General features: G+C 74.5%; 7 protein-coding genes. 6 read left to right on the forward strand and 1 reads right to left on the reverse strand.

Annotated features, from left to right (window positions below):
• The 6 genes from ACYU8V_RS06870 to acpS all read left to right on the forward strand — a co-directional run.
• On the forward strand, window positions 1-533 hold a 533-nt coding region (locus ACYU8V_RS06870; RefSeq protein ID WP_460846148.1), incomplete at its 5' end, for a hypothetical protein.
• A gap of 347 nt (window positions 534-880) precedes the next feature.
• Window positions 881-1,432: an RNA polymerase sigma factor gene (locus ACYU8V_RS06875; RefSeq protein WP_460846150.1), complete on the forward strand. Its 552-nt coding sequence runs from the start codon at window positions 881-883 to the stop codon at window positions 1,430-1,432.
• The gene (locus ACYU8V_RS06880; protein WP_460846152.1) at window positions 1,429-2,016 is read left to right on the forward strand and encodes a hypothetical protein; all 588 of its coding nucleotides are present in this window, start codon (window positions 1,429-1,431) and stop codon (window positions 2,014-2,016) included. The genes ACYU8V_RS06875 and ACYU8V_RS06880 overlap by 4 nt, the downstream gene beginning before the upstream one ends.
• A 10-nt stretch (window positions 2,017-2,026) precedes the next feature.
• Window positions 2,027-4,615 (forward strand): CHAT domain-containing protein, encoded by a 2,589-nt coding sequence (locus tag ACYU8V_RS06885; protein WP_460846153.1) that lies wholly within the window; start codon window positions 2,027-2,029, stop codon window positions 4,613-4,615.
• A 111-nt stretch (window positions 4,616-4,726) separates the two neighbouring features.
• The gene (locus tag ACYU8V_RS06890) at window positions 4,727-13,576 is read left to right on the forward strand and encodes a fatty acid synthase subunit beta domain-containing protein (RefSeq protein WP_460846154.1); all 8,850 of its coding nucleotides are present in this window, start codon (window positions 4,727-4,729) and stop codon (window positions 13,574-13,576) included.
• Window positions 13,573-13,977, forward strand: a complete 405-nt coding sequence (gene acpS / locus ACYU8V_RS06895; protein ID WP_460846155.1) for a holo-ACP synthase AcpS — start codon at window positions 13,573-13,575, stop codon at window positions 13,975-13,977. The genes ACYU8V_RS06890 and acpS overlap by 4 nt, the downstream gene beginning before the upstream one ends.
• On the opposite strand, the gene ACYU8V_RS06900 is transcribed toward acpS, so the two are convergent.
• Window positions 13,974-14,591 (reverse strand): TetR/AcrR family transcriptional regulator, encoded by a 618-nt coding sequence (locus ACYU8V_RS06900; RefSeq protein WP_460846157.1) that lies wholly within the window; start codon window positions 14,589-14,591, stop codon window positions 13,974-13,976. The genes acpS and ACYU8V_RS06900 overlap by 4 nt on opposite strands.
• Window positions 14,592-14,599: the final 8 nt, after the last annotated feature.

A 14,599-nucleotide genomic window follows, 5' to 3' on the forward strand; every position in this document is an offset into this window, starting at 1 on the left:
GCGGCGAGGCGCCCGCAGCCCGCTTCGGCGCGGTCGACCGCCCGTCGGTGGGCACGGCCGTCCGCGCCCTGATCGACCAGGTGTGCGGCTCCCTCGCGCCCGGATGGGCCGAGCCGATCCGGGAGCGGACCGCGCAGCGTCCGGCGGCGCTCAGCGAGCGGGTCGAGGCCGACCTGGCCGCCCTGCGCGTGCCCGCACCCTCCGGGCTCGGAGCAGGCAACCGGGCGGCGCAGGTGGTCGCGGTCCTGCTCGCGCTGGCCGGCGTGGGAGCGACGGTCCGTGCGCTGCTCGCGGGCGCCGGAGTCACGCCTCCCGTCGTCCTCGCGGCCGTCGGTCTCGGGCTGGTGGCGGTGGTCGCCGGCGCGGGACGACGGGCCGCCGACCGGGCCGCGCACCGGTGGTCCGGGCAGGTCGGGGCGACCGTGGGGCGCACGATCGGGCGGGTCGTCGAGCAGAGCGTGGTGCTACCGATTCAGCAGGAGATCTCGGCGTACGCCGCGTTTCGGAGGGCGCTGGACCGCGTCGACCGTTGAACACGGTCGTCCGGCGTGTCGTTACGGTACAAAGGTAAAAGTTTGGCGTTTCGAGCCACAAACGGGGTAATCGCGTGGAATTCGCGTGACATTCCGGACGTACGCTCGTCTAGTCCTATACATACCTGCACCTTCCGGAATCGGCCGTGGCGAAAGTCCTGTCCGGGTTGGGGGATGGTGCTCGGGAACCACATTGACAGCTCGCCGCACACTCGGGTGCGTCGTCCTGCGCCGACTCGACGACCACAGGAAAACGCCACATGAATATTGCTCGAGAGGCCGCGCTCCCCGCGCCTCCCGCGGAAGCCTCCCCGCCGACACAGGGGAAGGTCATCCCGTTCCGATCGATGATCGCCCAGCAGACCGACGTCGCGCCGACCGACGCCGAGCTGCTGGCCCGGTGCCGACGCCGTGACGCCGAGGCCTGGGACATCCTGGTCACCCGCTACGAACGACTCGTCTACTCGGTCGCGGTCCGCAACGGGCTGAGCTCCGAGGACGCCGCCGACGTCACGCAGGCCACCTTCGTCGCACTCATCGACTCCCTGGAGCGGTTGCGCGAGGAGGACCGGCTCGGTTCGTGGCTGATGACCGTGGCGCGCCGGCAGTCCTGGCGGGTGCGCAACCGCGCGCGGACCCAGGTCGACCTCGACGCCCTCCCGGAGACCGCCGAGGAGCCGCTCGCCGACTGGGACTCCGTGATGGCGCTGCACGACGCCCTCAGCGAGCTCGGGGGCACCTGCAAGCGGCTGCTCGAGGCCCTCTACCTCGAGGCGGAGGCGCCCAGCTACGCCGAGATCGCGGCCCGGATGGGCCGCTCCATCGGCGGCATCGGCCCGCTGCGCGGCCGCTGCCTGGAGAAGCTCCGGGCGATCCTGACCGAGGACGGGCCGTGGTGAGTCGCACCCCCTCCTTCGCCGACCTGGTCGACTGGGTCGAGGGCAGGCTCGACGAGGACCGCGCTGCGCTCGTCGCCGCACACGTGCGCGCCGACGGGGCCGCCGCGGACGCCGTCGCGTGGATCCGGGACTTCGGGCAGGCCGCTGCCGCACTGCCGCTGGTCGAGCCGCCGGCCGAGCTGCGCGACCGGCTCCGGGCACTCTTCCCCGCGGGCCGTGCGGGGACGGCCGACTGGTCCGTGGCCCGGCTGCTCCACGACACCGCCGAGGGCCGGATCGCCGGCGCCCGCCTCGATGCCGGCGCCGGGGAGCGCTACCTGGCCTTCGAGGCCGCCGAGGGCCGCTTCGTGCTGGAGGTACGCCGCTCGGCGAGCCCGGCGGCGGTGGATCTCTACGGGCTGGTGCTGCTCGACGACGTGACCGGCGGTGGGTCGGTGACCGTGACCGAGGGTGGGGTCGCCCGCCGGATGGCCCCGCTCGGGGCGCACGGCCGGTTCGAGCTCCTCGACGTACCGCTGAGTGCGGACGAGATACGGATCTCGGTCGGCGACGTACGCCTCAGCGCCGATCTCGGCCTGCAGTAGCGGACCTCAGATGCCGACCGGGGGGTGGCGGGAGGTGTCCGCGCTGGAGGAGCTCATCGCGGAGGCGTCGAGCGAGCTGGCGCGCGACCCGGAGGGCGCGCGGCTGCTGCTCGACCGGGCGAGCGCGCACCCGGACCGATCGGCGAACGACCAGGCGACCGTCGAGATCGAGACCCTGCTCGGCACGATCGCCGTCGAGCGCGGCGAGGTCGGCGAGGCCATCCACCGCTTCCAGCGGGCGCGCCTGGCCGCGCTCACCGTCGGACTGCCCCTCGAGGAGCGCCGCGCGCTGTTGGGCCGTACGTCGGCGCTGCTGGTCGCCGGCGAGTACCGCGACGTCATCACCATCGTCCGCGGTGTCCTCGACGGGCTCGAGGGGGAGAGCCGGCTCGACGAGGAGCTCGCGACCCGGCTCCACCTCCACGCCCACCGGCAGCTCGGCGCGGCCCTCGCGATCACCGGTGAGTTCGCGGCCGGGGTCCGCTCGCTCGACCTCGCCGACGAGCTGGCCCGGCTGATCGGCGACCCGTTCGAGGTCGCTCAGGTGGGCTACCTGCGGGGGCGCAAGATGCTGCTGGCCGGCATGGTGCATCGCGGGATCGAGCAGCTGTCGCGCAGCCGCTCGCAGTTCCTCAGCATCGGGGCCGAGGTGTGGGCCGACCGGGTCGTCGTCGCGATCGCCGAGGCCCTCACCGGGATCGGCCGGGCCATCCCCGCGATGGAGCTGCTGGAGGCGGTCCGGCCGGCACTCGAGGGCCACCCGCGCACCATCGCCGAGCACGACCTGGCCCGGTCCGGCGCGCTGCTCGGGGCCGGGTTGGGCGACGAGGCATGCCTTGCCGCGATCGCCGCGCGGGACGCGTTCCGCGACATGGCCCACCTCGGCTCCGCGGCCATGTCCGAGCTCGCGCTGGCGCGGGCCGCGATCCGGATCGGCCGCTTCGAGGCCGCCCACCAGGCGCTCGCCTCGGCCGCCGCGATCGCCCGCCGCTGCGAGTTCGTCCAGGCCGCCGAGCAGGCGCGGCTGCTCCAGGCCGCCGTGGCGTACGCCGAGGGCGACCAGGAGACGGCCGACGCCATCGCCCGGCAGCTGCGCGACGCGACCGCCTCGCCACCGAACCGCGCCTGGGCGCAGCTGCTCATCGTGCGCACGACCGAGGACCTCGACGAGGCCGAGGAGCTCATCGCCGATACCGCCGCGATCGCCGACCGGCTCGGGCAGCCCGAGCTGCGGATCCGGCTCCGCATCGAGCGGGCCCGCCACCTCCGGCGTACCGGCGCCCTCCAGGAGGCCCTCGACGAGCTGCGCGCCGCCGCGGAGTTCGTCGGGTCCCCGGCGCACAACCAGCTCCCGGGCATGCAGGGCCACTCGCCGGCCGGCGACGCCACCGACCTGCTGGTGCGGATGCTGCTCGAGGACGGCGGGCACGCCAGCGTCACCGAGGCGTGGACCCGGGTGCGCCGTGCCAAGCGCGTCTCGCTGACCGTGCTGCACCGCCACTCCGACCGGTGGCGGGTCGACGGCGAGACGGATCCCGCCGCGGTGTGCCTCGGCCTCGACGAGCTGCTCGAGCGGGCCCTGAGCCGGACGGCGACCGGCTCGATCCCGATCGTCACCGAGGCCGCTCCGCCGGTCCCGCAGGCGGCGGGCATCGAGTACTACGTCCTCGGCGCCGACATCGCCTGCTTCGTGCTGCGCGACGGCTTCGTGTCCGGGACCATCCTGCGCGGCGTCGCGGCGGAGTCGGCGCGGCTGACGACCGCCTGGCAGCACGAGTGCATCCTGATGGCCGCCACCGGGCCGCGCGACGGCGACGCCGGGTCGGCGGTGCTGGATGCGCTGTACGACCTGCTCGTGGCGCCGGTCGAGGACTGGCTGGCCGACCTCGGCGACGAGCCCCTGCAGGTCCTGGGCCACCGGCACCTGCACGCACTGCCGGGCGCCGCGCTGCTCAGCCGCGGTGCCCCCTGGCGCGAGCGCCTCCCCGGCGTCGGTCAGGGCCCCTGTCCCGAGCCGGTCGCCGCGGCGGCGCCGGTGGCCACCCTGGTGCTGGCCGTACCCGACGACGACGCACCGGGGATCGGCCGGGAGGCGGCGATGATCGCGCAGACGCTCCCGGGCGCGGAGGTGTACGTCGACGGCGACGCCACCACGACCGTGCTCGCCAAGCGGGCCGACGCGGTGGACGTCGTCCACATCGCCGCGCACGGCCGCTTCCGGCGCGGCAACCCGCTCTACTCCGCCGTCCACCTCGGTGACGGCTGGCTGCGCGCCGCGGACCTGATCAACGGGCAGGTGGTGCTGACCGGACGGGTGGTCGTGCTCAGCGCCTGCGTCTCCGGAAGGTCCTCGGACCGGATGCCGGACCCGATCGGGCTGGTCTGGGCGGCGCTGCTGGCGGGGGCGCAGGGGGTGGTCGCGTCGCTGTGGCCGGTCGACGACATGGTCACGCTGCAGCTGATGACCCGTTTCTACGAGGCCCTGGCCCAGGGACGGCACCCGCGGACCGCCCTCGCCGACGCCCAGCGCGCCGTGGCGGCGGAGCACCCGCACCCCTACTTCTGGGCGGCGTTCCAGTATTTCGCGAACGAAAGGTGAGCGCCCCGGCGTGTGACATCCCGGGGTCGGGAGGCGACCGCCATGTAAAAACATGAGAAACTCCTCACGAAAGATTTGAGGATTGCCTCACGTTCTGTTCTCATGGTGTGTGTGACCAGTGACGCCATCGACGCCAGTGCCCACCCCGCCCTCGACGGGCAGGCCGACCGTGCCGAGCACGCCCATGCCGAGACCGCTGCCGGCGGACGGCCCAAGCGCCTCCTGGACCGCCTCGCCGCCGGAACCCCGTACGCCGTGGGCTTCGGCGGCCAGGGCGCGGACTGGCTGGTCTCGCTCGCGGACCTGATCCGCACCCACGCGCTCGACCTCAACGCGCTCGTCGTCGCGAGCGACGCCCTGCTCGCGCCGGTCATCGACGAGATGGGCCCGACCGCCGCCTCCTTCACCCCGCTGCGCTGGGTCGACGCCCACCTCGCCGCCTCCTCCGCCTCCGTCGACGTCGACGACGAGGACGCCCCGGGCATCGCCACCCCGGCGATCCCGGACGCGGACGCGCGGCTGCAGCCGGCGTACGCCCTCCCGGGCGTGCTGCTCACCCAGGCCGCCGCCCTGCGCGCCGTGCGCCGCCTCGGCCTCGACCCGCGCGGTGCGGTCGCGGCGATCGGTCACTCGCAGGGCCTGCTCGCCGTCGAGCTGGTCGACGGCGCCGAGCCGTCCGAGATCCTCGCGCTGGCCCGCCTGCTCGGTGCCGCGTCGCAGCGCGTCGCCCCGGCCGCCGGCCTGGCCGGCGAGACCATGCTGCACGTCGCGCTGCCGCAGGCCGAGGTCGCCGAGATCATCGCGACCCTGCCGGCCTCGAGCCGCCTGGTCGCCAACGTCCGCAACGGCCGCACCAGCACCGTCGTGTCCGGTACGCCGCGCGGCCTCGCCCGGCTGCAGGAGGCGCTGCCCAAGGGGGCGGTCGCCGAGCCGATCAGCGCCGGCGCCGCCTTCCACCACCCCGAGATGGAGGCCGCCGTCGTCCTGGTCCGCGACTGGGCCGCCCGCTCCGGCCTCGACGCCGACCGGGCCGAGCGCCTGGCGCGCACCATCCTGGTCGAGCCCCTCGACTGGCCGGCCGAGGTCGCCCGCCTCGCGAACGCCGGCGCCCGCTGGCTGGTCGACCTCGGTCCCAGCGACCTGATCTCCGGCTTCACCCACGAGCTCGCGGCGGCGTACGGCATCGGCACGCTGGCCCCGGCCACGCCGAAGGGCCTGCGTGAGCTGACCGTCGTCGGTGCCGCCCCGCAGCAGCCGCGCGGCTGGGCGCGCTTCGCCCCCGCCGTCGTCCGCACCCCGGACGGCCGGGTGCACGCCGAGACCGCGTTCACGCGCCTGACCGGCCGCTCGCCGATCCTGCTCGCCGGCATGACGCCGACCACCGTCGACCCGGCGATCGTCGCCGCGGCCGCGAACGGCGGCCACTGGGCCGAGCTCGCCGGCGGTGGCCAGGTCACCGAGCCGGTGTTCAACGAGAACGTCGCTCGCCTCGGCGAGCTGCTCGACGAGGGCCGTACGGCGGCCTTCAACTCCCTCTACCTCGACCCGTACCTGTGGCGCCTCCAGGTCGCCTCGCAGCGGCTCGTCCCCAAGGCCCGCGCCGCCGGTGCTGCGTTCGACGCGGTCATCGTGACCGCGGGCGTCCCCGAGCTCGACGAGGCCGCCGCGCTGGTCGAGGAGCTGCGCGCCGGTGGCATCGAGTACGTCGTCTTCAAGCCCGGCACCGTCGCCCAGATCAAGTCGGTCCTCAAGATCGCCGACGCCGTCGCGCCCGTCCCCGTGATCGTCCAGATCGAGGGCGGCAAGGCCGGTGGCCACCACTCGTGGGAGGACCTCGACGACCTCCTGCTCGCGACGTACGCCGACCTGCGCCGCCGCGACAACGTCGTGGTCTGCGTCGGCGGTGGCATCGGCACCCCCGAGGCCGCGGCCGCCTACATCAGCGGCGCCTGGAGCGAGCAGTACGCCGAGCCCCGCATGCCGCTCGACGGCATCCTGGTCGGCACGGCCGCCATGGCCTGCCTCGAGGCGACCACGTCGCCGCAGGTCAAGCAGCTGCTCGTCGACACCCCCGGCACCGACCAGTGGGTGAGGGCCGGCGAGGTCAGCGGCGGGGTCACCTCCGGCCGCAGCCAGCTCGGCGCCGACATCCACGAGATCGACAACGCCGCCGCTCGCTGCGGACGGCTGCTCGACCAGGTCGCCGGCGATGCCGAGGCCGTGGCCGAGCGCCGCGACGAGATCGAGGCCGCGCTCGCGCTCACCGCCAAGCCCTTCTTCGGCGACGTCACCACGATGACCTACGCCCAGTGGCTGCAGCGCTTCCTTGAGCTGGCCGGCACCCCGGCCTGGATGGACGTCACCATCCGCGACCGCTTCCACGAGCTGCTGCAGCGCGCCGAGGCGCGCCTGTCCGAGGTCGACCACGGCGACATCCCGACCCTGTTCGCGGCCCCGGCCGACGTCGCGGACGGCGCCGCCGCCCTCGAGGTGCTGCTCGGTGCCTACCCGGCGGCCGCCGAGGTGCAGCTGCACCCGGCCGACCTGCCGTTCTTCCTCGACGTGTGCGCCCGCCCGGGCAAGCCCGTCCCGTTCGTTCCGGTGCTGGACGGCGACGTCCGTCGCTGGTACCGCTCCGACTCGCTGTGGCAGGCCCACGACGACCGCTACCCGGCCGACGCCGTCGCGGTCATCCCCGGCCCGGTGGCCGTCGCCGGCATCACCCGCGCCGACGAGCCCGTCGCCGAGCTGCTCGACCGCTTCGAGGCCGCCGTCGTCGACGCGGTCGACGAGGCCGTCATCGACGTCCCCGGGCGCCGTCGCGCCGAGGGCGCGGCCGGCCTGCTCGGCGTACTCCTCGCCGCGCCGGACGCCGTCTGGGCCGGCCGCACCGTGGTCAACCCGGTCCGTCGGATCGGCGATTGGACCGTGACCGGTGACCGTGCGGAGAACGCCGAGACCGGCGCCGCGCTCGTCGTCGACGGAGACCACGGCGTGCTGACCGTTCGGCTCCAGCGGGGCGAGCTGCGCCTGCGCCTGCTGGCCGGCGACGCCGCCACCGGTGCCGCGATCGTCGTCGACGAGCCCGCGGAGGCCATGCGCGACCTGCTCGCGCTCGCCGCCGGCGGCACCACCGAGCTCACCGAGGGCCTGGTCGCCGCGCACGCGGCCGTCACCTCGGTCGGCGGCACCCGCGTCGACGCCGTCCCGGACGTCCTCGTCGGCCTCGCCTGGCCGACGGTCTTCGCCACCCTGTCGGAGCGCTCCGACGTGGCCGAGGGCTTCCTCGACCTGGTCCACCTCGACCACTCCTTCACCGGCACCGTCCCGGCCGCGCCCGTCGCGCCGGCGATCAGCGCCGAGCTCGTCGACGTCACCGACACCGAGGTCGGCCGCGTGGCCACCGTCGAGGTCGCGATCGGCGAGGCCCGCCTCACCGAGCGCTTCGCGATCCGGGGCCGTACGACGAAGACCCCGCTCACCGACCCGGCCGTGGCCGGCGGTGCCGAGGAGGTCGCGCAGACCACCCGTCGCACCCGCGGCCGCGTCACCGTCACCGCGCCGACCGACCTGAACGCCTTCGCCCAGGTCACCGGCGACCACAACCCGATCCACACCAGCACCGCCGTCGCGCGGCTCGCCGGCCTCGGCGGTCCGATCGTGCACGGCATGTGGCTCTCCGCCACCGCCCAGCGTGCGCTCGTCGAGACCCTCGGCCGCCCGCTGTCCGGCTGGACCGCCCGCTTCCTCGCGCCGGTCCGCCCGGGCGCGCAGGTCGACCTGGTCCTGACCCGTGTCGGTTTCGCGCAGGGCGAGGAGATCGTCGAGGTCCAGGCCAGCACCCTCGGTGAGGACGGCTCGACCCTCGTCATGAGCGCCACCGCCCGCGTGGCGGCCCCGCGCACGGCGTACGTCTTCCCCGGCCAGGGAATCCAGAAGCAGGGCATGGGCATGGAGGGCTACGCCCGCTCGGCCGCCGCCAAGGCGATCTGGGACCGTGCCGACAAGCACACCCGCGAGGTCCTCGGCTTCTCGGTGCTGCGGGTCGTCAAGGACAACCCGACCGAGCTGCTCGTGGACGGCACCTGGCACCGGCACCCCGACGGCGTGCTGTTCCTGACGCAGTTCACCCAGGTCGCGATGGCGGTCCTCGGCTCGGCGCAGATGGCCGAGATGATCGAGGCCGGCGTGGCGATCGACGACGCGATCATCGCGGGTCACTCCGTCGGTGAGTACAACGCGCTCGCCGCGGTCTCCGGCGTCCTCGAGCTCGAGGCCGTCGTGGAGATCGTGTTCCGCCGCGGCTCGGTCATGCACACCCTGGTCCCGCGTGACGCCCAGGGCCGCAGCGACTACCGGCTCGCCGCGATCCGCCCGGCCCAGTGCGACATCGCCGACGACGAGGTCGCTGCGTTCATCGACGGCATCTCGGCGACCACGGGTGAGTTCCTGCAGATCGCGAACCTCAACCTGCGCGGCTCGCAGTACGCCATCGCCGGCACGGTCGCCGGCATGAAGGCGCTCGAGGCCGAGATCGAGAAGCGCCGTGCGGCGTTCGGCGGCAAGGCCGCGTTCGTCCTGGTGCCCGGCATCGACGTGCCGTTCCACTCCCGCGTCCTCGCCGACGGGGTGGCCGACTTCCGGCAGAAGCTGGACGACCTGCTGCCCGCCGCGATCGACCCGGGCCTGCTGGTCGGCCGCTACGTGCCGAACCTGGTCGCCCGACCGTTCGCCCTGGACCGCGCGTTCCTGGAGGCGATCGTCGAGGTCGCCCCGGCCGAGGCGATCTCCGCAGCGCTCGAGGACCTCGACGCCTGGCAGGGCCGCGACGGCGAGCTGTGCCGGCTGCTGCTGGTCGAGCTGCTGGCTTGGCAGTTCGCCAGCCCGGTGCGCTGGATCGAGACCCAGGACCTGTTCTTCGCCGACCCCGCCGACGGCGGCATGGGCGTCGAGCGGCTGGTCGAGATCGGGGTGGGCTCGGCGCCGACCCTCGCCAACATCGCCGCGCAGACGCTGAAGCTGCCGGAGGTACGCCGTACCCTCGCCGGCCCGGTGGAGGTGCTCAACCTCGAGCGCGACGCCAACGTCGTCTTCGGCCGTGACGAGGACGAGGTCGTCGTCGACGACGAGCCCGTCGCCGAGGCCGCCCCGGCAGCCGCGCAGGCGGCCGCCCCGGCCGCCCCCGCCGCGCCCGCTCCCGCGGCCCCGGCCGCTGCTGCCGGCTCGGTCGACGACATCGCCTTCACCGCCGCCGACGCGACCACCCTGCTGCTGGCCTGGTGGACCAAGACCCACCCGGCCGACCTGGCCGCCACCGACAGCATCGAGTCGCTGACCGACGGTGCGTCCTCGCGTCGCAACCAGCTGCTCATGGACCTCGGTGCGGAGCTCGGCCTGGGTGCGATCGACGGCGCCGCCGAGGCGCCGATCGGCCAGCTCACCGGCCAGGTGCAGGGCCTCGCCCGCTCCTACAAGCCGTTCGGCCCGGTGCTGACGACCGCCATCGGCGACCACCTGAAGAAGGTGCTCGGCCCGGTGGGCGCGCGCCAGTCCACGGTGACCGACCGCGTCACGCAGACCTGGCAGCTCGGCTCCGGCTGGGGCACCCACGTCCTCGCCGAGCTCGCGCTCAGCACCCGCGAGAGCGCGATCAGCGACCTCGACAGCGCGATCGACGCGGCCGTCCAGTCCGTCGCCGGCCGCCGCGGCGTGGCCGTGGCCATCCCGAGCGCCGGTGGCGAGGGCGGCGGCACGATCGACGCCGCCGCGGCCGCCGAGCTCACCGGGGGCATCACCGACGCGCTCGTCGCCTCCGCCCGCACCATCCTCGACCGGCTCGGCTCTGCCCCCGCCGTCGCCGCGACCGCCGGCGCCGACGAGGAGGCCCGGGCCGTCGTCGCCCGGGTCGAGGCCGAGCTCGGCTCGGACTGGATGCGGCTCACCAGGCCCGCCTTCGACGGGCGCCGCGCGGTTCTCTTCGACGACCGCTGGGCCAGCGCCCGCACCGACGTGGTGCGGATCGCCCGGGGCGAGGCGCTGACGCCGGACCTCACCGGCGCCGGTGAGGCCGTCGCCTCGATCGCCCGCTGGCACGGCCTGGACCACCTCGCCGAGCAGGCCCTCGACACCACGCCCGGCACCTGGACCGACGAGGTCGCGGTCGTGACCGGCGCCGGCCCCGACTCCATCGCCGAGGGCATCGTCGCCGAGCTGCTGGCCGGCGGCGCGACCGTCGTCGCGACCACGTCCAGCACCTCCCCGGCACGCATCCAGCGGTTCCGCGAGCTCTACGCCCGCACCGCCCGGGTCGGCGCGACGCTGTGGGTGGTCCCGGCCAACCTGGCGTCGTACGCCGACGTCGACGCCCTCGTCGACTGGGTCCGCGGCGAGCAGGTCCGCCGCGTCGGCCCGAAGACCGAGGTCATCAAGCCGGCGCTGCACCCGACGCTGCTGTTCCCGTTCGCCGCAGGCCCCGCCTCCGGTGACCTCTCCGAGGCCGGCGCCGGGGCCGAGGCGCAGGCGCGGATCCTGCTGTGGTCCGTCGAGCGGCTCATCGGCGCCAAGTGGGGCGACCAGCGCGTCCACGTGGTGCTGCCCGGCTCCCCGAACCGCGGCATGTTCGGCGGCGACGGTGCCTACGGCGAGACCAAGGCCGCCCTCGACGCGATCGTCGCCAAGTGGTCGGCCGAGCGCGGCTGGCCCGAGCGCGTCACGCTCGCCCACGCCGTCATCGGCTGGGTCGCCGGCACCGGCCTGATGGGCGGCAACGACCCGATGGTCGACGCCGCCCGCGAGGCCGGCGTGAGGGTCTGGACGCCCGAGGAGATGGCGCAGGCGCTGCTCGCGCTGTGCACCCCCGAGGCGCGCGAGCAGGCCGCGCAGCAGCCGCTGCAGGCCGACTTCGCCGAGGGCCTTGCCGACGTACGCATGCGGGACCTGGCGGAGGCCGCCCAGGCCGCCCACGACGCGCGGGCGAAGGAGGCCGAGGACACGACGGAGACGATCGCGGCCCTGCCCGCCTCGCCGGCGCAGCTGGTCGACCCCGCGATCATCGAGGTGGCCCGGCCGGCGCTCGCGCCGGAGGACATGGTCGTCATCGTGGGTGCGGCCGAGCTCGGTCCGTGGGGCTCCTCGCGGACCCGCTACGAGGCCGAGGTCGGTGACCTGTCGGCCGCCGGCGTGCTCGAGCTCGCCTGGGCGACCGGGCTGGTCCGCTGGGACGACAAGGCCCGCACCTGGCGCGACGTCGCCTCCGACGACGCCGTGGCCGAGGGCGAGATCTTCGACCGCTACCACGACGAGGTCGTGTCCCGCTGCGGCATCCGTCAGTACGCCGACGACGGCCGTCTCGAGCAGGCCAGCGCGCCGCTGCTGGTGGGCGTCTTCCTCGAGCAGGACCTGACCTTCTCGGTCGACACCGAGGCGGAGGCCCGCGCGCTGCAGGCCAGCCACCCCGAGCAGACCCGGATCGAGCAGACCGACGAGGGCTGGACCGTCACCCGGATGGCCGGCACCCAGATCCGCGTCCCGCGGCGCCTGGAGCTGACCCGCACGGTCGGCGGCCAGGTCCCCACCGGCTTCGACCCGGTCGCCTGGGGCGTCCCCAAGGAGATGGTCGACTCCGTCGACCGGCTCGCGATCTGGAACCTGGTGTGCACCATCGACGCGTTCCTCGCGAGCGGGTTCACGCCGGCCGAGCTGCTGCGCTGGATCCACCCGGCGCGGGTCGCCAACACCCAGGGCACCGGCATGGGCGGCATGACCTCCATGCAGTCGCTCTACCTGGACACCCTGCTCGGCGAGCCGGTCGCCAACGACCTGCTCCAGGAGGCGCTGCCGAACGTCGTCGCCGCGCATGTCATGCAGTCCTACGTCGGTGGCTACGGCGCGATGATCCACCCGGTCGCGGCCTGCGCCACGACCGCGGTCTCCATCGAGGAGGGCGCGGACAAGATCCGGCTCGGCAAGGCCGACTTCGTGGTCGCCGGCGGCTACGACGACCTCAGCAACGAGGGCATCATCGGCTTCGGCGCGATGTCGGCCACCGCCGAGACCGAGGCCATGCGGGCCCAGGGCATCGCGGACGACCGCTTCAGCCGGGCCAACGACCGCCGTCGCGGCGGCTTCGTCGAGGCCCAGGGCGGCGGCACGGTGCTGCTCGCGAGCGGCGAGGTCGCGGCCCGGATGGGCCTGCCCGTCCTCGGTGTGGTCGCGTACGCCGCGTCGTACGCCGACGGCATCCACTCCTCGATCCCGGCTCCGGGCATCGGGGCGCTGGCCGCCGGCGTCGGTCGCGCCAACTCGCCGCTGGCGAAGGCGCTGAAGGCCCACGGCCTGACCGCCGACGACGTCGCGGTGGTGTCCAAGCACGACACCTCGACGGCCGCCAACGACCCGAACGAGTCCGACCTGCACGAGCGGCTCGCCGCGGCCATCGGCCGCAGCGAGGGCAACCCGCTGCACGTCATCTCGCAGAAGACGCTGACCGGTCACGCCAAGGGCGGCGCGGCCGCCTTCCAGGTGATCGGCCTGTGCCAGACGCTCGCGGCCGGCGTCATCCCGCCGAACCGCAGCCTGGACTGCGTCGACCCGGTGCTCGAGCAGCACCCGCACCTGGTCTGGCACCGCGAGGCGATCGAGACCGGCCCGCTCAAGGCCGGCCTGGTCACCAGCCTCGGCTTCGGCCACGTCGCGGGCATCCTGGCGATCGCCCACCCCGACGTGTTCGTCGCCGCGCTGCCCGAGGACCAGCAGGAGGCCTACCGGGCCGCCGCGCGGGCCCGTCGCGTCGCCGGTGCGGTGCGGGTCGCCCGGACGATGCTCGGCGAGCCGGGCTTCGTGAAGCGCTCCGACCGCCGCCTCGGTGAGACCGTCGAGGGCCGCGAGCCCAAGGAGCTCGAGGCCTCGGTGCTCCTCGACGACACCGCGCGTCTCGCATCCACCGGGAGCTACGAGTGGTGAGTGGCCTCGGCGTCGACCTGGTGCACGTCCCCGGCTTCGCCGAGCAGCTCGCGCAGCCCGGCTCGCGCTTCCCCTCGGTGTTCACCGTGGGGGAGCGGGCCGAGGCCGTACGCCGGATGCTCGACGGCGACCGCCTCGCGGCGTACTGGGCGGCCCGGTGGGGCGCCCGCGAGGCGCTCGTGAAGGCCTGGTCCTCGGTCCTGTTCGGGCAGGCGCCGCCGGCGGGGGACGACGTACTGGGGCAGATCGAGGTGGCGACGGATGCATGGGGTCGGCCGCGGCTGGTGCTGCACGGCGAGGTGGCCGACGCGCTCGCGTCGTACGACCACCAGGTGTCGCTCAGCCACGACGGCGACCACGCGATCGCCGTCGTGGTGCTCGAGGAGCGCCGGAGCTCCTAGTCCCCGGCCTCGGCGGCGAGGAGATAGCTGGTGAGCAGCCGCTTCAGCTCGATGATCGCCTCCGCGTGCTCCTGCCCGTCGCGCACGGAGAAGTTGAACATCGAGTACGCGACATGGATCAGCACCTCGGCGGAGATGCGGCGGCGCTCGCGCGGGACACCCGGCGTGAGCGGTGCGAGGACCCGCGCGACCTCGGCGGCGAGCTCGCGCTCGGTCACCGCGGCCGTGGCGCGCGTCGCGGGCGTGGACTGCACGGCGTGCCAGACCGCGCGTCGCGAGGGATCCTTGCGCCACAGCTCGGCGACGTGGTCGATCAGCCGGTCGACCAGCACCAGCCAGTCCAGGGTCGGCAGCTGCTCGGCCAGCGCCCGCAGCTCCTCCTGGACAGCGACCGCGTCGACGCGGTCGAGCTCGCAGACGATGACGTACTTGTTGGCGAAGAACTGGTAGAGCGTGCCGATCGGCACGCCGGCCCGATGGGCCACCTCCTCGCACGTGAACGACTCGAAGCCCACATCCATCAAGACGTCGCGGCTGGCCTGCAGCAGCTGGTCGAACTTGAGCCTGCTGCGCTCCTGGGCTGGCCGCTTTCGGGGCTCGAGCAGATCGGTCACGTCCCGAA

The sequence above is a fragment of the Nocardioides ultimimeridianus genome, from assembly GCF_054777895.1.

Excerpts from the sequence above, each read along its gene's own strand:
- ACYU8V_RS06875 (WP_460846150.1), top strand. The coding sequence starts at position 881 with ATGATCGCCCAGCAGACCGACGTCGCGCCGACCGACGCCGAGCTGCTG.
- ACYU8V_RS06885 (WP_460846153.1), top strand. The coding sequence starts at position 2,027 with ATGCCGACCGGGGGGTGGCGGGAGGTGTCCGCGCTGGAGGAGCTCATC.